This window comes from Microbulbifer maximicatervae (SeqCode) (genome assembly GCF_052467615.1).
The window spans coordinates 1,296,598-1,322,746 of the sequence record NZ_CP174319.1 but is presented as its reverse complement, the minus strand read 5'-3'; the positions used below and the strand labels follow the sequence as shown (position 1 = coordinate 1,322,746).

Genomic DNA, 26,149 nt, shown 5'->3' with positions numbered 1-26,149 from the left:
AGATATGCATCTCCCAATCCAAGGGGCCATAACTGAGCCTGAGAGTTCCCCCAGTACCACTAAAGCACACTTGATAACAATACGAACTAAAAATAACAGCCAGTCAGCAAAGAATGTCTACACGGTCAAAATACGCCGCCCCAGCTATATACTTTTGTACGTCTTCATGGTGGAATTTCTGGCGGAAAAACAGGCAGCCGCACTCAGGAGGAGAAATAGGTGATCAAGGAAAGTAATATGCCCATTTTTCCCCTTTCACCATCTACAGCTACCACCTCGGATAGAGACTCAACCCAGGTCTATGAGGCCTTACGTAAAAGTGAGGAGCGCTACCGGGAGCTGGTGGAGCATGCAAACTCGATCATAATGCGATGCGATCAACACGGCCGTATCACATCCTTTAACGAGTACGCTCAACAATTATTTGGCTATACCGAAGCCGAGATTATTGGCAGGCACTTAATTGGTACGATTGTTCCCGCCAGCGAAACGAGCGGCCGTGACCTGCGGCAATTGATAGACCGTATTTGCCAGTTCCCAGAGGAACACCGTTACAATATTAATGAAAACATTACAAAGTGCGGGAAACGAGTATGGATCGCCTGGACCAATAAGATCATTTCAGATGAAAACGGAAATCCTGCGGGAATTCTCAGTATTGGCTCGGATATTACTAAACAGCGGTTGCTGGAGGAAGAGCTTCGGCAAGCTCAAAAAATGCAAGCTATCGGTGAGCTTGCCGGCGGTATCGCCCACGACTTCAACAATATGATTCATGGAATCAATGGCTATGCTGAAGTTATTCGACAAATTTCCACCGATGCCAGAATCAACGAGTATACCAACCATATACTGACTACTGCCCGCCATGCCGCAGAGCTGACCAAACAGCTACTCACTTTTGCCCGCAAGGGAAATTATCAACTTAAGAGCTGCAATACCCACGAAATCATTCGCGACGTTTGTGCAATGCTAACCCGCACTATTGATCGCAGAATCGAGATTGATCAGCAATTAGATGCAAATCGTCCACATATTGTGGGCGACCCTGCTCAACTCAAGAGCGCTTTGCTAAATATCGGAATCAATGCCAAGGATGCTATGCCCTCTGGTGGCTCCCTGAGCTTTGTCACAGCCAATATCACCATAGAAAAATCGGCTTCTATCGCCGATTTTGAGATTCAGCCTGGCCAATACCTTTTAATAACGATTACCGATAATGGCACTGGCATGTCTGACGAAGTGCGACGCCGTATTTTTGAACCATTTTTCACTACCAAAGAAAGTGGACGTGGTGCTGGACTGGGCCTTGCCGCAGTGCACGGCACCATTCATTTACATAAGGGCGCTATACAATGTCAGAGCCGTGAGGGAATTGGCAGCAGCTTTAAGCTATACCTGCCAATTTCCAAGCCCCCAATCAAAAAGAGAACTTACCAGGCCAAGAAACTGGCTCGCGAGCGCAAATTGCGCATTATGGTTGTCGACGATGAGGCAATTGTCCGCACCTACTCTAAAGCCCTGTTCGAAATGAACGGCCATAGCGTCGTTACCTTTGCGACGGCAGAGCAGGCAATAACTTACTACCGAAAATATAGTGATGAAGTAGATTTGGTCCTGCTGGACATGATTATGCCCGGCATGGATGGGCAAGAATTATTCGCTTTTCTAAAACGGATTAACCCCGAAGTGAAGGCTATTCTCTCCACCGGTTACAGCGTGGATAGTAAAGTTCAGGAAGTAATTTCTGACGGGGTACTGGATTGCATCCAGAAACCATTTACATTTGAGCATCTCAGTAAAAAGATCGAAGAGATGATTGCCAGCGGAAAAATAACTTTACCCAGGTAACAAAATAATTCTACCTAAATCGCCGCAGCCGGCCTAGCTGACAGCTACGTCACAGAGTTCAGCTACAAACAGGTTGGCTTATGGAATGACCTCTATGATAACCGGCTGTAAAAAGTGAAGTGATAAAGTAACCAGGATAAGGCTATACAAAAGCAGCTCAAGCGGAATTCCCCATTATTTTAGTGCTTGCAGACTCCCCCAAACCAAAGTCAATCGATATGTCATCATTTTCCTGTTCAGTATAATCTCGATAATTTTCAAGCCGATACTATCTTAGTCGTACATCACAATTTTGCTGCTACGGCCCCCTTCCCCACCAATGTTGTCAGCTTGATGTTCTCGTCTCCTATTTCTGTGGACACGGTCTCCACGAAGCGTACCATGCCCGCTAAAATCGCTGCGTTATAGTGCTCTTCACTTGCCTCTAGCTCCTCAACGGCTGCGTTCATATCCTTGAGAGCCCGGGATGCTTCTAGGTCCCACTCCTTCAGCTTGGCGAGACTTGCCCTGGCAGATGCCACTTGCTGTTCATTCACTCCGTCTTGAGTCGCCGCAAGACTTGCTTCCCGGACGGTTTTTATCTCAGCATCATATTTACGAATAGTAGTCAGAGATCGACGAACAATACTGTTCAACTTGATAACAGTATCCCGCTCAAATGCGGCCTTGATATCGTTGCTAGCCAGTGCCACTGAAGCAGGTGTTTTTGCGGGGTGGATAACGCTTTCAACATTCGGTGCCGACTCCTGTTTACCTACCCAGACCTTCTCGTTTTCGACTGGCTCTATGAGTGTGTGCGTAGCTAAAAACCCAAAAGCGATTATTCCGAACACTGCCCCTGCAATATATCGTTTGCTATTCATACGGTGAGTTACCTTTGGTGTGGCCGCCCCTTACGGAGCGGCACCTGATGGAGAGTGAGAATTTAGCTCATAGCGTAAAAATAGTTTACCTGCGAGCCCTTGATCTACTAATCAGGCTAAATGCTTCGACGTTGTTCATTAAATTCTGCGCGATTTGCTCGCCCATGACTTGGCCTGCAATATTGTCAAAGTCCCAGTGCACTCCGTTATAAATGCGGCTGAGGCCATTTTCCTGTTGAGCGGCGGTATAGGATTCAAAACGGACAGGTACCAAAGGCCTCGGTGTATCCGGCGTGAAAGGGTCGAAGCCTTCCCCATTGTATTCTTCCGATACAAAAGTAAAGGGCTGGTCTCCAAACATACTGCGCATAATCTCGAAGGTGGAAGCACCGAAGGTAGCATGACCCGATGGGTAGGAGGGGAACGGCGGTGTTGGCCTAATCGCAATGGTGGTATTGATGACTGACACCCCTACCGGCAACCATTGCTCATCCTGCAAGGTCGATGGGTTGTCGTCATCGATGCGAATACCGGTAACCGGTCTCCAGTAATTGTAATAGTATTTACTGTCCCACGCAGCGATACCAGAATCCGCCAGCCCCACATTGATCAAAGCAAAATACCGGGCCAGATCCAGCTCATTCTCGACTTTGTTATCCAGTGCTGCCTGCAGGGCGATAAGGTTATACAGTCTCGGGGGAATGCCCAATAACGGTACACCGTCATATCCCCAGTAATTCCCGATAAATCGTGTCTCTGCTGTGGATGTCGATGGGGTAATAGTATTGGCTGGGGACCCGCCGAGGGCCGCCACTTCCTCATAGGCTTCGGCATATTCCTCAGACGTAATTGTAGGCGGAATCGGACTGCGGAATTGATCACCTGAACTTAGTGAAAAAGGTGTCACACTGCCCCAATAGGCTCCCAGAGCCACGGAGTCTTGGCCGACCGGGTCGACAGGATCAGGCTGCCATTCTCCCGGTACCGTGGCCCCAGTATTAACCGATGTAGAGTGATAGGTCCCATCCCCATCCGCGACAGCGCCGCCCTCACCATAAGCGGGTTCCAAATGCTCGGCCTTATCATTGCTGCGCACTGCAAGCATTGCCGCAGCAGCGGCTTCGCCAATCACTTGGCCCTTGGCAATTCTATCTGCGCTATCTCTTATCTGGTCAAGATCTGATAGCAGTAATTCCTGCAAACGCTCTGACTGATCGGGGTAGAGTGCGCGCAAGGTATCGTAAGCGGCGTAAGCGATAGCTGCATCTTTGGATGCATCTCTGGTGTCGAGTACACCGAGATCATTATAAGGTTGGTATTTACCGTCAAAGGCGTTCAGAGCGTCAAACACAGCAGTTTGTACGATGGCGAATGCGCGACTGGACCGGGTAGGGCCGCCTTGGTAGAAATCCACTTCGCCGGTATCAGGGTCGGGAGTATGATCGATAGCCGATGAGTCGAGCATCGTGTTGAACCAAAATACAACCCGATCTCTAGGTCTATTAAGCTCGCCAGACTTCCCCGAAGTCCGCTCAAGCCGATCAAGTACACCTTTGGAGAGAGTTGATCGGCTGGTTTCTCCTAGATACGCGCTGGTTTGTCCCTTGGGCTGCTTACCCTTTGTCTTCTGGGCCTGCACAGCACCCGATGTCAATATTAAGCCTGCTGCCAGGAAGCAGGCCGTTGTTTTTAACAGAATGTGGTTCATTGTATTACGTCCTTTGATATTGAAGGGCGCGCTGAATCAGTAAATCTATCAGTGGGCCGTAAGTTTGTTTTCAAATTGGCTGTTGTTGACCGCACTGGGTTGTGGAGGCCGTACCAACCTGTCGATACACCGATTCAGCTAGACCTTAAACTGGACTTCAGTCGAATGTCTCTTCATCTATTACACTTGTGATCCCTAGCACTTCAATCCCTCAACGACTTAATTCCAAATGCATTTCGTGTCGATAGCAAAAAATGAGTAGATGCTAAAACGGTTTTCTTTTCCAGCAGTCAGATTTTTATCGGGCGCTGGCTATTTTCCCATCCCCAAGTTCAATTCCAAGGAAGCCCTCAGTACTTTTTGGCTCTCTATGATCTGTATCGCAGTCAATATCGATTCCTCCAGGATCGAGAGCAGATTTCCATAGAGCTTCATTTGCAGATGTGATAACTCCATCACCAGCCTCTAGGTAAACATGGTCAGCTGCACTAGATCTGGTTCTAGTTGAGACAACAGCAATAATCGTGGATTTAATGCGACTTGATTAAATACAGATGCCAGGTTGGTTTTTTGTGAAATCATACCTCTGCCTATTATTCGAGTTTGTCCAACTCCCTCCCCCAGATTAATCAGGTTATTATCCTGTCGAGATCAACCTCAAATATAATATTTATTGTAAATTTTTAGACCACCACCTGGCTTCACAGTTCCTGACAATTATCTTCAAATCTTAAACCCCAAAAAATAAAATCACTAAAATATCAAACCAAAAATGTATAGAACAAAAAACAGCTAACAAGGTAAATTTCTAAACACTTAAAACAATCAAATCACCAACAGGCACTAAAGAAATAAGGAATTCCGAAGCTTCACAGGAAAAGGGTTTCTGCCTTATTGGCTCAACATATAAATAGATCCTTTTAATGATACTCAGACTTGGGAAAATAATTTGACACCAGCCCAGGCAAATTTGATCGGAAAAACACCCCCCACCCTAGTGAGGCTCACCCAGAGCTACCACTAGAATAACAGCGCCTCCGCAATCAAACTGAAACGTCGATTTACATCGTTAACTTCACGACCTGCCGGATAAGCACCTTTTGATTACATCAACGATAATGTCGAAGGTATCTCAAATAAATCAAACCTCAAAATCAACGGTTCATTTTTACCACCCGAAAAACGAACACAACACTACACGAGAGCCCGCTGAGCTATATGGCATCATATCTTTACACAAAGGCACTATGCCCTACCTGAGCAGCAAACAAGATACAGTTACTTCAAACTGTACCTGCCAATTTCCGCCCCTCATAATTAAATAAATTTATCAGGCCAAAAAATTAATTCACTAATAAAATCTGCACACACGCTGAGACCCGATTTGAAATAAAAAATAACGGCCCCGTTAATATTACAGGCGCCGAATAGCGCGATATCTGACTATAGGAAGTTGTTCAATAGGGTGGACTTTGCGTATCTGGATCGAATGATACCGCAAAGAGGCAGCTAGGAATTGATCACTGTTCTGGACAGTATTGACCCAGAGGGGAAAGCAATTCCCTTCTAGAGTTACAGAGTTGACAGTAAGATTCAGGAAGTCATTGTCAGGTGACGCTTTGCGCTGTATTCAGAAGCCCTTCACATTTGAATGTATCAACAGGAAAGTTAAAGGAATAAATACTGGCGGGAAGTAAGATTGGTGTATCACAAAGAGCAACACACCTGATAGCTTAACAAATGCGTCCGACCTAAGGGAACTGCGCCCTTTGGTCGGACTGAGCTCAATCAACTACCAAAAGATAGGAGGCAGAGTGTACTCATCATTGGCAGGAACTCTCTTCCCAATACTGAGGTGCGGCCGATGGGGACCACCAGTTTGGCCCGTAGGTTGAAATGTAGACCTGACCACTGAAAGTTACCCGATCTCCAACTTGGTAAGCACTATCACCGGCGTAGGGCTGCTGGAACTCAGGACAGGAAACCGCAGAGCTATCATCTCCACCACTGCTATCAGAGCTGTCATCGGAGCCGTTATCAGAGCTATCGTCTGAACCACTATCGGAGCCATCGCAGGTAGTTTCATTCCAGAATTGCGGTGCAGCACTCGGCGACCACCAGTTTGGCTCATGTGTAGATTCATAAGCAACATTGTCATAAACAACTACGTCGCCAATCGAGTAGCCTGGATCACCACCATACTGCTGCACAAACGCTTCACAGCTAGAGTTTCCGGAATTTCCAGAGTCGCCATTGTCTCCACTATTATCCGAATTATCGTCACCGGAATTATTGTCGTCATCGGTAGAGTCATCATCCTGATCTTGGATAAGCTCGTATCCAATTTCAACACTCTCTAAACTGCTACCTTCTAACAAGTAGATACTGTTGATGCCATATAGAGGCTCAAAACTACTGCTTCCATCGTAATCACCGGCGCGGATGCTGCTCTGTTCCTGGTTAATCAGCTCAGCCAAGTCGTGAGACCAGTTTTCAGCGATACCCTGCTCATCTGAAGCAATTTCCAGGACAGTAGAATATGAGGAGTTTTCACCGGAGCTATCAAATACACGAGTGTAAACTTTATCGCCCACGTCCAAATCTTGAGTTGGATTAATAGTGCCTGCAACACTCCAGTCAGTATTGACAACATTATCACCATCAAACTCGACATCGATAACATTATAGAAGGCATTAACCGTATCACCCACATCCCAAACTGCAAGAATTACGTGGTAGCCTTCACGTTCCGGCACCTGACACTCATGTGTCGTATTTACCGCAGGCTGCTCATAGTTGCCATCAACCTCACAGAATGGATCTAAATCAAATTGGTCGCGGGTCAAAACCGCATTTGGATTCCAACCTTCTTTGGTAATGTAATATTTCCAGTCCCGGGTTACATGATTGGCTGTGAAGCGCCATTTAAAAGTTTGCCAACCGGAGCTAATATAATTCTTAACCCAGCGATCAGAGGATTGTTCGTTCAGCTCAGACCAGGAACTATCTCCTGCACTGGCTATCTGCCCATCAGCAGGACCACTTTCGGGAAAACCTTCATTCCCTTCTATACTTTGCGGTTCCCATTGAACAGCACCGCAGTCAACATTCATCTCTCCTGTATCGAGAGCATATTTACACAAGGTTCCACGAGCGGATGCAACACCACCATCAGCGGCCTCTACATAGCCGTGGCTAAGTGCATTTGAACTCATACCGGCCAGTGCTATTGCCATCAGGGCGCTATTTAATACGGGTAGTTTAATTGCAGATGCTAGTTTGGTTTTTCGTAAAATCATATCTATGCCTGTTATTCAATTTCGCCCAACCTCCTTCCCCAGCTGAACCAGGTCCTTATCCTGATTACACATATTCGATGTGTAATGTTGGCGACAGAATTATGGACCGCTACTTAACAGCACGGTTCCTGACAATTATTGATATAAATTTACAAACTTCAGAAGATCACCAGCGCACCATTTTCCCTTAAAAATAATATTAAGGGGTATTATTTTTCAAGAAAAAATAATCAATTAAAAAATAGGACGAAAAAACTACAGCGACTCCTAAAATAGAGAACAGGCAAACCTTTAACAGGATGAGAAATTTCACAGACGATTTTTAACTTAATACAAGTCCCTACACCCATTAATTATCAATAGGTGACACCCTCCCTCACGAACAACCCTCTATTACAATTCAAAATAGATAAGCCTGACTGCCTTAAAACCATAAATCTCTCGAGATTACCTACCCGCAAAAGTTGCCAGTAGGGCGGGAATTGGCAGCTACCCCAACCTACGAACACGTATTTCATCCTGAGAAAAAACCTCTTTACATATCAGAGAACTATCGCTGTCACCGCTTTTTTTAAACTGTCACTGCAAGTGTTTTCCTGGCAACAAATACAACTGCAGACCAGTAAATTATTCCTATTAGTAAATTACCACTGGGATAAAAGACCTATATTCGCTCACCTCTGTCTACACTGGAAAAGAACCCGGATGATTTTGAGTTTCCCTAACCAATCATTTTCTTGTAGTCACCATTCGTAGTAGGAAAGGTAGGATCAGGGATGATGTTGTACTTGATTATCCGCAGGCTCGGCCTGTGTCTGTTATTTTCTTCTCTTTTGCTTCCAGCCTGGTCTTTGGCTGAAACGGCAACAAACCCGGATAAACGGTGGGCTGCAATTGTTGGGGCCGGCCCGGGATTTTCCAATCGTCGCAATGAACTCACCCAATATCGCCTTGCCATATCCAAGGACCTGCCCTGGCAGTGGTCTCTTGCTGAGAAATGGACGCTCAAAACGCGACTGGAGACCAGTTACTTTGAATGGCGATCCGGCCTGGACGATGGCGATCCAGACGTCTCCAAACGGGGAGAGGATTTAGTTCACGGTATGTCAGTGAGCCCGGTATGGAGGCTTGAGTACCTGCCCCAGTGGGACAAGCCTATCTTTCCCTACTTCGAGTTTTCCGTGGGGGCCAGTTACATTACTGAGTCCAATATTGTGAGTAAAAACACAAATCACACAACTCTGGGATGCCACTTCCAGTTTGAGGATCGAATTGGATTGGGCTCTGACTTTGGGAGTGAGCGCCGCTGGGGAGTCACAACTTACGCACTGCACTACTCAAATGCAGGAACCTGTTCTGAAAATTCAGGAGTGAATTTTTTTGAGCTGCGGCTGCACTATAACTTTTAAAGAAGAGGATTGAGCAGGCGCCGGCTTGATGTCGGCGCCTGCAGTCGTTGGCGGGCCCTAGAGGATGATATGCGGCAGATAACGGCTCATATCCTGGGTGATCAGGTTTGGATCTTCCCGGATAGACATCCCCGCTGCCAGGTCATCAACAAGCCAGCTTCCCACCAGGGTATGGTTCTTCCCAAACTTGGGGAGAGGATGCAGAGCCTGATAGATAAATCCTTCTTGCCCATAGGGGCCATCGGACAGCAAAGTGGTATCCGCCCCTTTTACTACCGAAATATTCGCCCCTTCTCGTGAAAAGATTGGCTTCTTAACTAACTCCGGGAAATCCGCAGCCTTGTCCAGCTCATCCTCAAAAAAAGAGGGAAGGAGATTCGGGTGCTCTGGAAAAAGCTTCCACAACATTGGCAGAAGCGCCTTATTGGAAATAATCGCCTTCCAGGGCGGTTCCAACCAACGGACATTACTTCCTGCCAACAGGGTCCCGAACTCCTCGCGGAGCATAAATTCCCATGGGTACAGCTTAAACATCCAGGTAATTACCTGATCATTCAAATCGGTAAACTGACCCACTTCATCCCGACCAATATCTTCGATAAAGACAAAATGATTATTGATCCCCGCTTCGGAGGCACAATCCTGTAAATATTGAACCGTGCCCCGGTCCTCTTCCGTATCTTTACAGCAGGCGAAATGCAACTCCCGCCCCGGGGTCAGGAACTGTAAATCATGGAAGCGGTTAACCAGCTTTTCCTGCAGGCTATTGAACTGATCAGACTGTAGCGGCAGAGACCTGCGATCGACATTGTCCTGCAGCCACAACCACTGCCAGAAGCCGGTTTCATACAGAGAAGTGGGAGTATCAGCATTGTTCTCATAGAGCTTTGCCGGCCCCTGTCCGGAATAGGCAAAGTCCAGGCGAGAATAGAGACTGGGGTCGCCGTTACGCCAGGATGTTCGCACAAAGTCCCAGTGCTGCTCGGGTATACAGAACCGCCTCAGCAACTCCTCATCCTCTAGCACACGGGCAACGACATCCAGGCACATCTGGTGAATTTCTTCAGTGGGATCTTCAATGTGCTTTTCTATCTGCTCCAAAGAGAATTGATAGTAGGCGCTTTCATCCCAGTAGGGTTCGCCATACATGGTATGGAAGTGAAACCCAAACTCCTGCGCTCGCTCTTGCCAACGCGGGCGCTCACCAATCGGCAACCTTAGCACAAATCAACCTCCCCAGCCGCGCGAACCACCACTGCTGGAGCGACCCCCTCCCCAGTTGGATTTGGCCGATGCCACTGCACCAAAGCCTCCACGGGAAACAGTTTTGGTAACTTTAGGCTTAGGCGCCGTAGCGCTTTTATCCACCTTATAAGATGAACGGCCATAATCGCCAATGATGCCGCCGTCAGCTGTCATCAGCTTGTCGCGGTAACGGGAACCTGAATAGCGGTAGACCGGGTTGTAGTAGCCATAGTTATAGTGGCGATCCCTGTCATTGAGCATGGAGCCAACCATAAAGCCCGCCATCAGAGGCATCCAGACGCCGCTACTGGTCTCTTGGCAGCTACCGAACTCAGCCTCACACTGAGAGAGACGGGAATACTTGGGCCCGGTGCGCTCCGCTTCCTCAACCGCGCGCTGATAAGCTGCTTCACATTGAGCTTCGTCCAGCTGGGTATTGGCCACACAGTCATCTACTGAAGAGACAACTTTAACTTCCTCATCTGAGGAGCAACCGACCAGGGCAGCCGCTACACCTAAGGCAAGTGGGCGCAGTAAAAAATTGGAGCCACCGCCCTTGCGCATCCTTGCCAGGTTAATATTCTTGGTACGCTTCATTACCACCCCCAATTAGTAGCTCATGCAAGCCGCATTCAATACGCCAACAGCGATTGTAGTTGCAGCCAACATAACACCGGCACTCACCTCTCCATCTTCGATGCGCTCAACAATACGCGGCATAAACCCAAAGCGGATAATGGCAAAAGCAATTAACTGGGCGATCAATGCAACCAAGGCCCAGATGGCGAAATCGACAATAGAAATAGAGTTACTTGCAGCACCACCAACGGCAATTGCAAAACCCAAAACAGCACCACCAAAACCAATAGCGGCAGCCGTATTCTTATCTTCGCGGATCAACTTCCACTCATCGTGAGGCGTCACCAGTGCGTATAAAAATTTAAACGCGATCAAAAGTACCAGCGACAGGCCAAAGTAGGCCGCAAAATGCAAGATACCAGTCAGTAAATCATAAGGCTGGTCCATTAAATATCTCCTTATTATCCGTGTATTGTTATTTGTGAGGGGGTCAGAGTAATGCCGGTGCTAATCACCAGGCTGCGGCTTAAGTAGCCTGCATCCTCTTCTTTCTCTTCAGCTGAGAGAAAAAGGGATTCGGTTTGCTGATCAGACAATTCGCGTTCGAAAAGCATGGTGAATTGATCCGTTACTGAATAATCACCATCTTCATCGTAAGTCTTCTCGGCCATATGCACTGGGTTGTGGTAGTCCCCTGCTGCGGTCCATACACGGCTATAAGAGCGATCCTGAAGGTGATAACTGGGTGCGCCAATATCACTCTTTAACAATTTATTCCAAGCCTGCTCCGAACCAACATCCAGAGTGTCGTAAAAATGGAACAGCTTTACATCGACTACATGCTCATCCCGCTGACCGCCCTCAGCAATCACTTGCAGCCAGGCATCATCATCAGTGTAAAAGCGATAAATCCAGGTACCATCTAGTTCGACAACACCGGCCGCTTTGATGATCTGGGTCGGTGAACAGGATTCAATGGTCAATTCATCGAGTATCAGACGGATGGCCAAAGGGTCCAACTCAAAACTCGCCCCCATTCGCAAGCCCATAATTTCTGGAGTCTTGACCTTTGGAGCGTCCTTTCCCTTTATTTTATTTATCAGTTTGGTAAACATGTACCAACACCTTCTTCATTACTTTTTATATCGAAACAGCTTTTTTCATCGAGCCGCTTTGCAGAGATATAATACAGCATGTCGCCCTCGGTGACTTGATCGGTAAGCCCCGGGTTCACATCAATTTTAACCACGCCCTTTCTACGTACCGCAATTAAGGTCGCGGAGAGATCCCGCTTAAAATGGTCAAATAATTCACCGACAGGAAGAGGCTTCTCACCCCGATATTCAACGCTGTATTGGGTCATGCCGTATGTGCTATCGAGCAACTGTCGGTGCAACCTTGCGGAACCGGGGTCAAGCGAGGATTTTGCCAACATCTCTACAGCGACAGAGGGAATACATTCGATATTGGGACAGTGGGCACGGAGCAATTCACCCACATTTTCATCTTGGAAATAAGCCGTTTTATGGCTGTTCGGGCTGAGCTTGTCGCAGAATAAGGCGGTTGTAAGGGTTACATCATCCAGAGGGTTGTCGATAATAATTCGAGCGGCATCGGCCAACCCTGCCCTCTGCATACCTTCCCCGTGGGAAAACGATTCCACCCGGACAAAATCAATCTTACCCGGCATCGGATTTTCGATATCGGCTTCAACACAGAGGACAATCTCTGCTGCGCTACCGTTTGTTTTGGAGAGTAGCAACTCAATCAAACGGAGCGTTCTGGTACCGTTCCAGCCGATAATTACTGTGTGATCAATATGGTTTGTCATACGCAAGCCCTTCTTGCCGCGATGCACAAATTCTGAAACCGCAAAGCCAATTCTTGTGACCACCATGGCAAACAGGCTGAGGCCCACTGGGATCACCCAAGCGGCAACTACGACTTTACCCTCAGGGGTTACCGGGGAGAAATCGCCGTAACCTACTGTCGATGCGGTAACGACCAACCAGTAAAAGAAATTCTCGCCCGCGACAATATCAGCTTCACCGGCAATTTTGAGCAGCCAATAGGAGATGAAAACATAGCTGCCTACAGCTATGAGAATGGTGGTTACATTTGCCCGAATGAAAAGCGACGCCAGAAGGCGTCGCACTCGATAAAGCAGCACTGTGTTAAGCCTTTTCGCGGCCCGCTAACAGTTGAGCCAACTTATCGCTGCCACTTTTCTGGCCGCCGGGCTTGATGCCCGCCGCTTTCAGCTTGGCATCCAGGCTGGAACCGGTTTCCTCTGAAGCCAGCTCTTCCGCAGCTTCAAGCTCAGCAGCACGCTGCTCCTGCTTGTTTTTGATGCGATCCAGGCTGTCCAGCGCTGTTTTGATCTTGCTGTTCGCACCCATGTGGCGGGAAGAAACCGCTACCTGTGCTTTTTGAACAGACTCAGTCGCTTTGATCTGGTCAATCTGCTGCTCCATACGGCGCACATTGGTTTTTGCCTGGGTAATATTACCTTTCAGCGTACTCTCTGAACTCAGGAATCCATCCAGGATGCTGCGCTCAGTTTCCAGCTGGCTTTCCAGCTCGGTAACACGCTCTGCACACTCAAGAGCGAGTTCGTTATCGCCCTTTTCACTCGCGTTGATTGCGTGAGTGCTATAGGTTTCAACGTCGGCTTGCAGCGCTTGGACCTTACTCTCAGTAAGTTTGCGCTTCGCCATGATTTTGGTCAGATTTTCATCGCAAGCTTTCAATTCTTCCTTCGCCTCGCGCAATTCTTGGTCAAGAATACGAATCGATTGGCTATCCGCTACTGCTTCTGTTCCTTCGTTAACTGCGCCTTTCAAAGCAGTCCAAATTCTCTTAAGGCTCATGCTACACCCTCCGTTTCAAAATGATCGGCAAATAAATCCAGGAAGTCACCCACATTGGAAAACAGGGTCTCAACCTCCTCGATAACAACTTCGTCCTTGCTGGACACCGACAGAGCACCGAAAGCGACGTAGTAGTTCTCACCACCAATATTCTTAATCGCAATGGCTGTCAGGGGCACCAGCTGATGTGTTTGCAGAACCATTTCATTGAGCGCTGCCACATCATCTACCTGGCTCACGGGAAACAGAATGCTCTCTACAACTATCTGCTTCTCGCCAACATAGACAAACGCATCGACGCCTTCATCGTTGGAAATACTGAGGCAATCCCCCTCAGATTCGACCACCCATCCGGAGTGGTTTTCCGCCAATTGGCGCAGGTTCTCATTGTTCCAGGTCATCTCAACTCCCTCGCTGTGGAATATTGGTCACAAATATAGCACCAAAAAATCTGCGGTCAATAACTTATTACAAACTAATGTTGCAAATAATACACACAAAGATAATATTTACCACATTGGTGATAGTGAATAGGACGGAGTAGAGCCCATGGACCACAAGCAAAGCCTGAGCAACCAGCAAGCACTGACCCCTTACAAGCAGGCAATTGCTCGCTATGTGCGCGCATCAATGGCACTAAAGGGCATGCGTTACGGAGATCTCGCCCAAGCACTGGCCGAGAGAGGAATTTCAATGACACCGGAAAACCTGCGCAGCAAAGTCAGCAAGTGCATGTTTTCAGCAGATCTGCTGGCAGCCATCATCGATGCCATGTCGGTGGAGGACAGCGCCATGCTTGAAATCCTCAAACAGGCCCGTGAGCTGCAAGATCGAGGACTCTATGCCGAGCAGGAGAAAAGCTAACACGCCACTTCCTTGGACACCAGTACACGCGATCACACTTTGACTCCGTCGTCAGTAATCAAGCTTACCCGCTGAAGAACCGGGGTATCCACGACTCACCTGCACAGCTCCTTTACAGGTGAGTTAGTAGTGATGCAATTTGACGACTGGCTCACCATTACCACACTTTCCGACAACCTCAGGCTCTGAAAGCTTGGCCCCTGCAGGAATAATCTTATTCGTTGGCCACCAAACAAAGCAGGCATACCTGAAATTGACTGCCCAGTTACAGTAGAGGCGTCCGTCCTCTTCCTCATAGAACCGCGCCTGGCAGAAACTTAAAGTGGGACTTCGCACCCCTTGAACCTGCTGGGGATCAGCCAAAGAAACTTGCACTCCGGCAATTGCAACCACAGAGAGGGAGAGAATCAGCAACCAGGATTTCATAGATCTACTCTGGAATTTTGCTCAAATCTCCTTGAAGACTAGCAGCTGCGGCGTAACTTTCATCTCTGAGCCCTAAGCAGCGGCACTAACCGTCAGGAATAGCAGCTTCAGATACAGGCACTTTTTCCTGCTGAAGGATCGTCAATAACTGCTCGATGCAGCCCTGCCGGTCTTTTAGCCAGTTAATATACGGCAGGGGAAAGACCGGAATGCCCGCCCGATACAATGCCTTGTAGACCTTTACACTAAAGTAAGACTCGTAGTCGCCGGGATACCCAATCAGGTCAATACCGATAAAACGCCCGCTCACAGCACAAACCACATCTACAATCTGCCCAGCCACAGGAAAGCCCACCCAATGGGGAATTTCGTGCTGGGTTAATAAATGGCTAACTTCACTCGCAAAACGACATACGATTTCATCACCCTGCAAATGACTGCCAACGGAGTGTGGAAACTCAACATATTGACGCAAGAGATGATCCGAAGGGAGAGTTTGGGGCTCAATCGACAACGCAACCAACTGCTTTTCTTTTGCCCTGGTAATTGCGACATTAAACACATCCGCCCGGTTTAAGTAGCTGGCTGCCCGCAACGATTGACTATCAATAGCCATGGAGATAAGCATTAAATCTCGCTCCTCTCCTTGAAAACCATAGGGCGTGGCAACGCGCACAGAAAAACTCTGTAACTTCTGCGAGGAGAAGACCTTAATCAACTCCCCTTCCAAATAATCAGCCTGATCCCGATAGGGAGACAAAACACCGACCGACGGCCGAATTGCAGCATCGGCATAGCGCTCGAAATGCGCTTTCAATTGCGCAATAACCCAGTCGCGCTCTACGGTGTTTCTCCCATTTTTTCTCCGGCGCCCTGGCAGTTGATAAAATTCCAGCGCCGACTCTGGTAATGGTTTGGGCCTGGCCCTCATAACTTTCAAGCGGCCGGAGTAAAAAGCATGGTTACTGAATGCGATCAGCTCTGGATGGCTGCGAAAGTGCTCATCCAGCATCACAATAGCTTGTTGAGTGGGGATCACGTCTGAAGCCAAATCCAAAAGTGATTGATCCCTATAGCTCAGTTTTGGCGGCACCCCGGCATCTTTTATCACTCCCTGCCAGATACTTTGCTGCCGCTTGCGGGAAAGAAATGAAACATGCCGCAGTTGTTTACTGTCACCGACAATCACTGCCCGCTCAGCTCTAAACAGGGCCGACAGTGAACTTGCAATATCACACTGGGTTGCCTCATCAAAGACCACCAAATCGAACATGGCGGGCGATAACGGCAGCACTTCATTGAGTTCATCTGCCTCCACCAGCCATATGGGAAACGCCTGCATTACCACCCGCATATCAGTTTGGGCAAAGCGCTCCGCCTGTACTTTTGAAGTTCGAGATCGCAAGGCTTGATTGAATTGGCTCAGGGTACCCCGATTCTTTTCCAGCAGTCTGTGCAATGTATCGCGGCGATAAGTATTCAAATACTGACTTGCCAGGCTTTCAAAGTTGCGCCGACAATCATCAATCGCACCTTGTGATTGCCACAGACTTTTAACACTCAATCGATTTGCAAAGAAGCCCCAGGCATGTCGCGCTACCCACTGAGCAAACCGACCTACACTAACAGCGCGCGCCAATCCCAGCTCTTTGGAGAAGCGCTTCTCCAAGCCCCTCAAGGCTCGATAAGCCCTCTTCAGCTCCCTCTTCACCTGGGCAGGCTTTCTCTCTGGAGGCCCCACCCCCTCTTTCAGCAGCCTATCCAGATGAGCTTTTAAGCTGGGGATAAAACCCCGCTCCTCTCGATGTACATACCCCTGAGTCAGACCGTACTCATCTCGCAACTTATCCCGCACCACATCCAATGCTTGCTGGTTTTTCGATACCACCAAAACACTTTCACCATGCAGCACTCGATCGAGAACCATAGCGGCGATCGTAAAACTCTTTCCCGTACCGGGCGGACCTGAAACTAGGCTAAGAGGAAAGCGAGCCGCATTTTCCAGTGCCCTCTCCTGTGCCCCACTCAACAGACCCGGCAGCATATCCGGCTCACACGCTTTCTGTGCCGTTTCCCAGTGGCACTCTCCCAGCAATGCCTGTAACGGAGGAGATAATCTTTTTTCCCTGCCTAAAAGTTGTAATTCGTGCAGCACTCCACGAGAACCCCTCGATCTATCTGCAAGAATTACCGCACCCGCCGAGACCAGGGACAACTGAATACCCTTCGATACACTTTCAACAGCTGCCTTATCACTCAGGTTAGGCCAGCGCCCCAATTCCTCCACATTTTCCAAAATAGTGTAATGGGCTAGCCAGCGGCCGACGTCAGCCAGCTGTGTCGAGGACAGCGGCGAAGTAAGCACCGGGAAACTATCTGTTATTGAGGACTCAACATCAGGTTTAAGCAGTTGACGTAAAACAGGGAAATTAACGTGAATGTTTGCAGAGTTGATCTCTACAAAACAATCCTCATCAAAATGTAGCTTGGCGGGAAAATAAAGTAGTGGTGCACAGAGCTTGCGTTTTGCGCTTAGTCCAGATTGGAGAGCGTAGTTACCACAAATAAACAGGCAACCATAAATCAGCCGCCGCTCCTTTCGGTAAACATCCACTTGTTCCAGCAGTTTTGCTCCCGCAGTAGCGGAGACAGGTATACGTGGTAACTCATCAGCCCCCAAATAGTCCCGCTCATCTAAGAACAAACGCCGATTCGATTTGAGATTTAGAATATTGTTGAGGGAGAGGTCGTAACTGTCAGCTTGATAGCAGCGCCGAAAGTATTCGATTAACTTCTTGGGGTGGTGCTGCATTGCAAATAACTCCTAGAGGACAACAAAATTCTAACGGATGCCGGAACCTTGTTATACCCCCCGGAGATTACTTGTCCTCAGCCATCCGCCATTAGCGATTGATATTTGCGGCGCTCGCCCGCACTCAGCTGAAGGTCATACTTATCTACGATTGCCATAAACCGCTTGAGGTAAACTTGCTTGACCGGTCCATAGGGCGGCATCCACTTGTCCGGCCCTTTGTGGCCTTTACTTTGGTTACGACCGTCATCAACCAGCCATAAATTCTCGATGTCCTCAGCAAACCGCTGCTTTCGCTTGCGCGTCCAATCAGCTCCCCCGTGATCGTGCGCCCACTTCAGCGGCACAATATGTTCCACATCAAGATCTGAAGCTTTTACAAAGAAGCCGCCTGTGTAGGGATCCAGCCACAAACCGGTGTCTACTTTGCAGTGATTGGAGCGGGTATAGGTTACCGGGGATAGTGAATAGCGAATTAACAACTCATGGCGGGTATCCTGGCAATCCCGATCGGAATCAGACCACTTGGGCAGCCACTCCGCCCGATCATAGGACGCTGCAAAAGCGGAAAAACTGAAGGAGAAAACTACAGCAATGGAAGAAAGCTTAGAAACTGACCGAACGCTCATACATCAACTACCAATCAAACCAGAGCGCTAGGTTACAAGAAAGTGTGTACCAATTGTATGCGGCGGTTCAAATCAATAAGAAATGGTTCAAACGTTATACAAAACACCCCAAATGAAAAAATAGGGCTATAGCAAGAGTAATGAAGAGCAGGATATTTCGATCAATTTTTTTACACCTAATAAAAATGCCCTGCCTGATTAACGCTTGACAGGGCATAATTTATCAATGATAGATTTTGCTACTTGTCCAGCCCTACCGCTTGAGGGATATAGATTGCGTGCAACTGTCCTCCGGCCATCATTTCCTGAATCAATTGTGTAGAGGGACCATTTTTTTGGTCACGCACATTAAAGGAATTCAGGTAACTATCCACTCGACCTTCAAAATCATAGTGAAACTGGGTTGAACTCAAGAACCAACCATCACCCAGAATATCGCCCACATAAATAACCCCGGATGCTTCAGCATCGGTAGAGAGCGCAGCCTCTATCCCGGTATCATCCAGCCCACTGCGAACCTTGGAGGATTGTGAGTAGTATTGACGGTAGGGCTTACTCTCCACATGCTCTTCCAGCAGTGCTTGGTATTCCTCATCGGTAGGCTCAGCTTCCAATTCTCCACTTGCCAGCTGTTTCTCGATCTTCAGATCGAGCTCGTCTTCACTATCGCCAATAATTTCTGGGTTAAATTCGGCAACACGAATCATCTCTCCGGTTTCAGGGTCGAGAACGTAGATTGGTGAGTAATAATTAGATTTATCAAATTGCAACACCAGGCGAGTCTTATTATCGACACCAGCAACCGCTGCCATATTGTCGAAATTCTCATAGTTGTCAGTTATATCGCCATCGGATTTGCTACTCACTACTCTCTTGATGATTCCACCATCTGTTGGATTGGTGATATCCGCAAACTCAAGCTGGTATACACCGTACTTGGCTCCAAAATAAAAGCTATTGGGATCCAATGGGTCCCAATCACCATCTTCCGGAGAACGCCACTGGGAGACCTCCATTCCAGTGGTATGAATACGGAAGGCCTCCTGGCTCATATCGCGAATATCTTCTGGCTTCCCATCTCCGTCGGTATCCTGGCTGGAAAGTTGTACCAACTCAAACATCAATTCGCTATCGTCAAACAGCGCTCGATTGTCACTATCACTAAAATCAACCACCGGCGCGCCATCGCTATCCAAAACCCGAACCGCATACAGCTCACCATTGGTCAAGCCAGCCTTATCAATTTCACTGCCTTCATTGGTTTTTTCACCAACATAAACTGTGAGAAAACCTCCATTGCGATAAGCATCATCTTCATCACCCCGAGGCCGTTCATCATCGACAGACAGCAATATGGTTTTATCCTGTGCTTTATAGTTGGGTACGATATTCTCAAAGCGAGATTTACCAAGTAGTGGCAATTCATAAGCATCACCAGCATTGTCTCCGGTTGTCAAAACAGCGATACCGCGACCGATATAAATTTCCGATTTGTCGTACTCGTAGACAGACTCGATCTCACTCTTGGCTTTCGCCTCACCACTGATGCTACCAAAAGCATCAAATCGAAGGCCTTCATAACCACGCTTCTCAACCAAACCATCGTAATAAGTTTTGAGGCTCTCGCCACCGTCACTCTCTTCGCCGGTCAAGAACATCCGCACCTGGGTACCTTTGCCGCTCTCCGCATTATAGAAAGCAGTTTCAGCTGGCAGAGTTGCGGAGCAGAAACGTTCGAATGCTCCCGTATTCACAAGGTCCCCATCCGCATCAAAATAAGGTTTCATTTGTGTTACGTAGGTATATCCTGGAGATTCAGCAACCTCACCATCCGTGTCATACAGGGTACGCCGCCAGGCATAAACACCTTTAATCAGATCCTCACCACCCTCAATTTCCCCGGAGGTTTTATTGATTACCCACTTTGAAATGAAGGTGCCTGTCGATCGGAGACTGCGATTTGAGTTCTCCAGCACCACCCCGTCACCGCCAACAAAGTTGTAGTGTTCCTGGTTCATAAACAGGGTAAATGTACCGTCGTCATTATCCAGGTACCCCAAACCATCGGGCTCTCCAGACAATACATAAAGGCCATCCGTATCCGCAGCATCGAGACTCGGGTGCTCCTCGAATATAGGAAGCATATCCTGTTGGGGAACATTTTCACTGGAGTAATCAGTGGGGAGATAACCATTGCTAAGCAGATTAATTACCTTAACGTTTTCAGCCGTGGCGACAACATGTGGTACCTGTATTGTTGAAGGACCAATATGCGCAGCAGCCTCAGAAGCAGCAACTGATTCAAATAGACTGACTTCCTCTGGCACTTCCGGATCTGGAGTTACCACTACCGGATCATCATTATCGTCACTACAACCAGCCAAGATTGCCGGTATAACGATAGCTAACGCTGCTCTCTTGAAAAATTTATGATTTTTCATTGCCACTCCAATGCGTTGATTCCCCACCCGAAGGCAGTTCCAGTTATAAAGGCGGCATAGAGTAGTTGTGCTAAATGACAGACTTAATAAGGTTTGATTACAGACGAAGAATAATTTAGTTCAATAAATTTAATTTTCTGCACGAAGGTCTTCATATATTTCAATGGAAAGCTCCCTATCAGAAAACAACCCTATAATTAGTGGATAAAAAACGAAGACAAAAAAAATCCCGTACCAAGCGAATAGTAACTTGGCACGGGACTCTTAGATTAGCCCCAAATTAGGGCTAGCATGTTTTAAACGGATACAGGTTCGCTAATAACCGACTCTTTGCGTTTCTCTTTGGTTTCAGGTTCCCCACCGATTACTTCGTTGGGTCTCACTTTGTGGAATACCGCGTAGAACACAGGGATTGCAATCAGTGTCAACACCGTAGCAAATCCAAGCCCACCCATAATTGTCACCGCCATATCCGCAAAGAAAGCGTCGAATAGAAGCGGGGACATTCCCAAAATAGTAGTGACAGCGGCAAGGAAAACCGGACGCAAACGGCTAACGCTGGCCCGCTGGATAGCTGTCAATCTCGGTAGGCCCGCGTGGGTCTGAACCTCAATCTCATCCACCAATACCACGGCATTTTTAATCAACATACCAGACAAGCTGAGGACACCGAGAAGAGACATAAATCCAAATGGTAATCCCGTCGCCAACAATCCGACAACAACACCGACGAGACACATAGGTACAACCAGCCAGATGATCACCGGCTCACGAACAGTACCGAACAGCAGTATCGACACCAGGATCATAATCAGGAAGCCCAAGGGTAAACCTTTACCTAACGACTTCTGTGCATCGGTAGAACTTTCGTACTCACCACCGAATTCAACCTTGAAGCCTGGTGGCAACTTCATCTCTTCAACCCAGGGACGTATGCGACCAAAGGCTGCCATTGCCGTAACACCTTCAGGCGCATCCGCACTGATGGTAATAGTCGGTACCCTGTTGCGTCTTTGGATCAATCCTTCATCAGCGGTTAACTCGAAATCAGTAATCAACTGTCCTGCCGGAATATAACCCTGCTCATTGGGGCTCCATACCAAGCGGTCTTCCAGTGAACCCACCTGATTGCGATCTCCCTCTGGCATACGGGCAACAATAGGGATAATACGGTCACCGCTTTCAAAGTCGCCAACGGTGTAACCCGCAGTGGCAAACTGAATCATACGACTGACATCAGCATTGGTAACCCCGGCAACTCGCGCCCGCTCATCATCCAGATGTGCGTGCAGAGTAGGCTCTCTGCTGCGCCAGTTGTGACGAATATCTTCCAGTTCTTTTTCACGGAACTGCTGTTCTACACTGACCGCCAAGGTACGCAGTGTCTGGTAATCCGGACCTGAAATACGCACTTCAACATCCGATCCGCCACCGGGACCAAACACCAGGCGTTTGAAAGTAATCAATGCTTCCGGCTGCGCTACACGCAACTTCGCCTTGGCACTCTCTATCAACTGGGGGATTTGCTCCCGGTTTTCAGTGCGAACAATCAACTGGCCATAAGACGCATTGGGTGGCTCGGGAGCATAGGTCAGCATAAAGCGATCGGCCCCGCGACCAGCTACCGCCGTTACGGAGACAACTTCATCCTGTTCCTGGAAGAATGCAGTCGCTTCCTGAAGCGCCTTATCAGTACGATTAATATCACTGCCCTGAGGCATGAAGTAGTTAACATAAAAAAGAGGAGCATTTGAATTTGGGAAGAACCCCTGCTTCACAAACCCGAAAGCAAAGTAGCTGGCCAGGGTCACCACAATAAGTACTGCAATGGTTAGGCCCCTGCGCTTCAACGCTCCTGATAAAGCACCGGAATACATGTTGTAGAAGCGGCCATCGTACGGATCATCCGAGTCGGCTTGCTTACCCGGCTTAAACAGGTGATAACCCAAGTAAGGGGTAATAGTAATTGCCAGTATCCAGCTGAGTAGCAGGGAGATACCAATTACCGCAAACAGGGAGAAAAGGAATTCACCAGTAGCATCATCGGACAGACCGATACCGGAGAAGGCCATAATACCGATAATGGTCGCACCCAGCAGTGGCCAGAAAGTCTGGCGGACTACGCGCCTGGCAGCACTCTTAGGCTCTTCTTTTCTCTGAACCCCCATCAGCATCCCTTCGGCAACCACGATGGCATTATCAACCAACATACCCATGGCGATAATCAGGGCACCGAGAGAGATCCGCTGTAAATTCAAACCAAACAGGTTCATGATTAACACGGTGCCCAAAACGGTCAAACCGAGGACAGTGCCAACCACAACGCCGGAACGCCAGCCCATAAATACACAAAGTACTAGAGTAACGATCACGACAGAAGAAACCAGGTTAAAGAGGAAACCGTCAACACTCTCCTCTACTACCTGATGCTGCTCGTAAATAGGATGGATTTCTACACCCAGGGGCAATGCCTGCTTAATCTGCTCCAGCCTGGCCTCTACCGCCTTGCCAACGTTCACGATATTGGTATTTTCCGCACCGGCCACACCCAGCAGAATGGCCTGCTTACCATCAAATCGGGCAATAAAGCTTGGGCTTTCATCGTAACCGAGAGAAATATCGGCGATATCACGAACGGCCAGCATCGCGGTAGAACCGGGCACGCCGACGAGAATATTACGAATGGATTCCAGGTCACTCGCAGGATTATCAACCAGTATGCGGGTACGTAAATCCTGACCTCCAATCTCGCCAACTTTCTGGGTCGAACTTTCAGATTGCAGTACCTGCGCTAAGTCATCCAGGGAAAAACCAAACTGGGCCAGGCGGGATTCATCAATATCCAGGTAAGCCACTTCGTCGATAATGCCTGAGCGGGAAACCTTGGCAACCCCCTCAACTCCCAGTAACTCCCGGCGAATCGCTTTGGTAATTTCACGCATTTCAGTCAGCGAAAACCCTTCTCCGGTAATCGCATAATAAATACCGTAAACCTCACCAAAGTCATCATTCACAATGGAGGGTAAAGCACCGCTGGGCAGGTCACTTTGAGCATCATTAACCTTGCGCCGCAATTCATCCCAAACCTGGGCAAGTTCCTGCGAGGCATACTGATCTTTGATTTCCACCCGAATTTCAGACATTCCCGGACTTGAGGTGGAAGAGACCTTGTCCAGCTGTCCCATTTGTTGGATGGCCACCTCAAGCTTTTCGGTGACCTCCTCTTCTACACGCTGGGCGCTGGCGCCTGGGTAGAAGGTGTAAACACGGGCTTCCTTGATCGTAAACGCAGGATCTTCGAGGCGGCCAATATCTGAAAGTCCCCAAAGACCACCGATTAAGCAAATCAGCATCAACAGCCAGCTATAAACTGGCTTTTCTATAAATATGTCAGAAATCTTCACAACATTTTCCCTACTGTTAACAGGGCCAGAGCTAACACACTAATTAGTGCTGTGCGTAATTGCGTACTTTTGCACCGTCATAAAGGTGCTGGCCGCCGGTAGCAACCAGTTTCATAGCCGGGCTAATGCCATCTTTAATCTGAACCGACTCACCATCAGTACGCCCGAGGGTCACGGAAGCTTTGGAAACAGACTGGTCTGCATTAATTTGCCAAACATAGGGCTTACCTTCCGGGCCAGTCTGCACTGCTGAAAGGGGAACCCACAGGTCACCACTCGCTTTATTCAACTTCACACTAACGCGAGCGGTCATGCCGGGAAGGATCTGTACATTTTCGGGGCGGGGCATTCCAAACTCGACAACGTAAGTCTGGGTAACGCTGTCTGCCTCAGCCTGGTGCTCACGGTAAGTAAGTGGGAACTCCTTGCCCGGCAAAAATTCAAATTCGGCGGTCATGGAGTTGACTTGCTCTTCATTAACCGTGGCCAACAGCTTTTCAGGCACGGAGATTTGAATTCGAACTTCAGAAATATTCTGCAAACGGACAATTGCCTGGCCGGCCTGGACGTTGGTGTAATTCTCTACCAGCTGGCGAGTTGCCAAAGCATCGAAAGGAACCCTTAGCTGTGTATAAGCCAGGTCCTGCTCAGCACGTTCCAGGGTCACTTTAGCCAAGTCAAAGTTACTTTTCGTTTCATCCAGCTGCTGCTGTGAAATAACTTTTGACCCTGCCAGAGAGCGCTGACGATTGAGGGTTTTTTCCAGCAACTCTACATTTAATCGGGCTTCTTTTACCCTGCGCAGGTAATCCCGCTGATCAAGCTCTGCTATCAGGGTTCCCTTTGGAATAATTTCACCTTCGCGAATTGTGAGCTTGTCCAGCTTCCCACCGACCTGGAAAGATAGATCGACACTCTGCACTGCCTTAACACGACCGGCAAACTGTCGATCTTTGACCTGGTTATTACTGGCAACGGTAGCTACTTTCACGGGCCAGACGTGCTCTGCCTGCGCCTGCTCCGTCTTCGATTCGGAGCATCCTGCCAGAACTGCAACTGCTGCGATCAAAACGGCCAATGAGAAACGCGATCTTGGCGATATATTCATATTCATCATCCACAAACTGTATTAACTGGGGCTGACCTTTAGTTCAGGTCGGCAGAGAGCGCCAGCAGACGTCCCTGTAAACGTTCAATAATCGGGTCTTCAGACTCAACCACACCGAGTACGCGACCCAGGAACATGCCCTGGGCCGCCAGGATTAGCAGTTCCGCCATTTCCGGGTCACGATACGCATCGCAGATATCGCGACGCTGCTGCTCCTCTTTGTCTTTTACCGGTCCCAGCAACATGGGGTCTTCGGCCACGGCGGCGATCAGTGAGCGAGGCAGCCCCTTGTCGTCCTCCATCAATTCAAAAATGCTCTTCAAGCGCGACACCAACAAGCTGTCCCCCGAGGACACAAAAGTGGCAACACTGTCATCTTCACGAGCTATTGCCGCCTCCAGCATCGCCTTCAGGAGTGACTGCTTAGTTCGAAAATGATGAATCAAACCGCCCTTGCTGAGCCCGCACTGTGCAGCCACCGCATCCAGGGTCAACTTGCGCGCCCCGCGATCCCGGACTACTTCTTCTGCTGCTCGAACAATGGCAGCTTTGTCGATTCTCGACACATGACCTCCTGGGCACCATCAATCAAAACCAACCGGTTGGTCGGTATCTTAGCGGCAACATTTCAAAGGTCAAGC

20 protein-coding genes are annotated in these 26,149 nt (G+C 48.5%); 3 read left to right on the top strand and 17 right to left on the bottom strand.

Going from position 1 to position 26,149, the window contains the following annotated elements; translation table 11 throughout:
* The first annotated feature begins 237 nt into the window (after nucleotides 1-237).
* On the top strand, nucleotides 238-1,851 hold the full coding sequence (locus ACJJIM_RS06025) for a hybrid sensor histidine kinase/response regulator (RefSeq protein WP_444912666.1): 1,614 nt from the start codon (nucleotides 238-240) through the stop codon (nucleotides 1,849-1,851).
* 284 nt (nucleotides 1,852-2,135) lie between these two features.
* Here ACJJIM_RS06025 and ACJJIM_RS06020 read toward each other — a convergent pair whose 3' ends face one another.
* The 3 genes from ACJJIM_RS06020 to ACJJIM_RS06010 all read right to left on the bottom strand — a co-directional run bounded on the left by ACJJIM_RS06020 (nucleotide 2,136) and on the right by ACJJIM_RS06010 (nucleotide 7,721).
* Nucleotides 2,136-2,714: a hypothetical protein gene (locus ACJJIM_RS06020; RefSeq protein ID WP_444896734.1), complete on the bottom strand. Its 579-nt coding sequence runs from the start codon at nucleotides 2,712-2,714 to the stop codon at nucleotides 2,136-2,138.
* 85 nt (nucleotides 2,715-2,799) lie between these two features.
* On the bottom strand, nucleotides 2,800-4,422 hold the full coding sequence (locus ACJJIM_RS06015) for a vanadium-dependent haloperoxidase (protein ID WP_444912665.1): 1,623 nt from the start codon (nucleotides 4,420-4,422) through the stop codon (nucleotides 2,800-2,802).
* Nucleotides 4,423-6,245: 1,823 nt separating this feature from the next.
* The gene (locus ACJJIM_RS06010; RefSeq protein WP_444896731.1) at nucleotides 6,246-7,721 is read right to left on the bottom strand and encodes a lytic polysaccharide monooxygenase; all 1,476 of its coding nucleotides are present in this window, start codon (nucleotides 7,719-7,721) and stop codon (nucleotides 6,246-6,248) included.
* 776 nt (nucleotides 7,722-8,497) lie between these two features.
* Here ACJJIM_RS06010 and ACJJIM_RS06005 point away from each other — a divergent pair.
* Nucleotides 8,498-9,130: an acyloxyacyl hydrolase gene (locus ACJJIM_RS06005; protein ID WP_282933394.1), complete on the top strand. Its 633-nt coding sequence runs from the start codon at nucleotides 8,498-8,500 to the stop codon at nucleotides 9,128-9,130.
* Nucleotides 9,131-9,187: 57 nt separating this feature from the next.
* Here the strand turns inward: ACJJIM_RS06005 and ACJJIM_RS06000 are convergent, their stop codons facing one another.
* The 7 genes from ACJJIM_RS06000 to ACJJIM_RS05970 are packed head-to-tail and all read right to left on the bottom strand — an operon-like array spanning nucleotide 9,188 to nucleotide 14,225.
* Nucleotides 9,188-10,354, bottom strand: a complete 1,167-nt coding sequence (locus ACJJIM_RS06000) for a glutathionylspermidine synthase family protein (RefSeq protein ID WP_444912664.1) — start codon at nucleotides 10,352-10,354, stop codon at nucleotides 9,188-9,190.
* A gap of 3 nt (nucleotides 10,355-10,357) precedes the next feature.
* Complete coding sequence (locus ACJJIM_RS05995) at nucleotides 10,358-10,972, bottom strand: DUF1190 domain-containing protein (RefSeq protein WP_282933397.1); 615 nt, start codon at nucleotides 10,970-10,972, stop codon at nucleotides 10,358-10,360.
* 12 nt (nucleotides 10,973-10,984) lie between these two features.
* A complete protein-coding gene (locus ACJJIM_RS05990; RefSeq protein WP_282933398.1) occupies nucleotides 10,985-11,401 on the bottom strand; it encodes a DUF350 domain-containing protein in 417 nt (138 codons plus the stop codon).
* A gap of 14 nt (nucleotides 11,402-11,415) precedes the next feature.
* A complete protein-coding gene (locus ACJJIM_RS05985) occupies nucleotides 11,416-12,069 on the bottom strand; it encodes a YjfK family protein (protein ID WP_413665198.1) in 654 nt (217 codons plus the stop codon).
* A complete protein-coding gene (locus ACJJIM_RS05980) occupies nucleotides 12,054-13,124 on the bottom strand; it encodes a potassium channel family protein (RefSeq protein WP_413665197.1) in 1,071 nt (356 codons plus the stop codon). The genes ACJJIM_RS05985 and ACJJIM_RS05980 overlap by 16 nt, the downstream gene beginning before the upstream one ends.
* Nucleotides 13,125-13,128: 4 nt before the next feature.
* A complete protein-coding gene (locus tag ACJJIM_RS05975; RefSeq protein WP_282933401.1) occupies nucleotides 13,129-13,824 on the bottom strand; it encodes a PspA/IM30 family protein in 696 nt (231 codons plus the stop codon).
* The gene (locus ACJJIM_RS05970) at nucleotides 13,821-14,225 is read right to left on the bottom strand and encodes a DUF2170 family protein (RefSeq protein ID WP_108732689.1); all 405 of its coding nucleotides are present in this window, start codon (nucleotides 14,223-14,225) and stop codon (nucleotides 13,821-13,823) included. The genes ACJJIM_RS05975 and ACJJIM_RS05970 overlap by 4 nt, the downstream gene beginning before the upstream one ends.
* A gap of 148 nt (nucleotides 14,226-14,373) precedes the next feature.
* On the opposite strand from ACJJIM_RS05970, the gene ACJJIM_RS05965 reads away from it, so the two are divergent.
* Entirely contained in the window at nucleotides 14,374-14,688 is a 315-nt protein-coding gene (locus ACJJIM_RS05965; RefSeq protein ID WP_108732688.1) for a DUF6471 domain-containing protein, read from the top strand.
* Between the two features lie 123 nt (nucleotides 14,689-14,811).
* Here the strand turns inward: ACJJIM_RS05965 and ACJJIM_RS05960 are convergent, their stop codons facing one another.
* From ACJJIM_RS05960 to ACJJIM_RS05930, 7 genes are all read right to left on the bottom strand, one after another.
* Complete coding sequence (locus ACJJIM_RS05960) at nucleotides 14,812-15,114, bottom strand: hypothetical protein (protein WP_282933402.1); 303 nt, start codon at nucleotides 15,112-15,114, stop codon at nucleotides 14,812-14,814.
* Between the two features lie 85 nt (nucleotides 15,115-15,199).
* Nucleotides 15,200-17,926, bottom strand: coding sequence for a DEAD/DEAH box helicase (locus ACJJIM_RS05955; RefSeq protein WP_444912663.1), 2,727 nt, complete (start codon nucleotides 17,924-17,926; stop codon nucleotides 15,200-15,202).
* Nucleotides 17,927-18,003: 77 nt separating this feature from the next.
* Complete coding sequence (locus tag ACJJIM_RS05950) at nucleotides 18,004-18,555, bottom strand: GmrSD restriction endonuclease domain-containing protein (protein ID WP_413665195.1); 552 nt, start codon at nucleotides 18,553-18,555, stop codon at nucleotides 18,004-18,006.
* A 239-nt stretch (nucleotides 18,556-18,794) separates the two neighbouring features.
* Nucleotides 18,795-20,996, bottom strand: a complete 2,202-nt coding sequence (locus ACJJIM_RS05945) for a hypothetical protein (protein ID WP_413665194.1) — start codon at nucleotides 20,994-20,996, stop codon at nucleotides 18,795-18,797.
* A 296-nt stretch (nucleotides 20,997-21,292) separates the two neighbouring features.
* On the bottom strand, nucleotides 21,293-24,400 hold the full coding sequence (locus ACJJIM_RS05940; RefSeq protein ID WP_413665193.1) for an efflux RND transporter permease subunit: 3,108 nt from the start codon (nucleotides 24,398-24,400) through the stop codon (nucleotides 21,293-21,295).
* 43 nt (nucleotides 24,401-24,443) lie between these two features.
* Nucleotides 24,444-25,508, bottom strand: a complete 1,065-nt coding sequence (locus tag ACJJIM_RS05935) for an efflux RND transporter periplasmic adaptor subunit (protein ID WP_413665192.1) — start codon at nucleotides 25,506-25,508, stop codon at nucleotides 24,444-24,446.
* 38 nt (nucleotides 25,509-25,546) lie between these two features.
* Entirely contained in the window at nucleotides 25,547-26,074 is a 528-nt protein-coding gene (locus tag ACJJIM_RS05930) for a TetR/AcrR family transcriptional regulator (RefSeq protein WP_444912662.1), read from the bottom strand.
* Nucleotides 26,075-26,149: the final 75 nt, after the last annotated feature.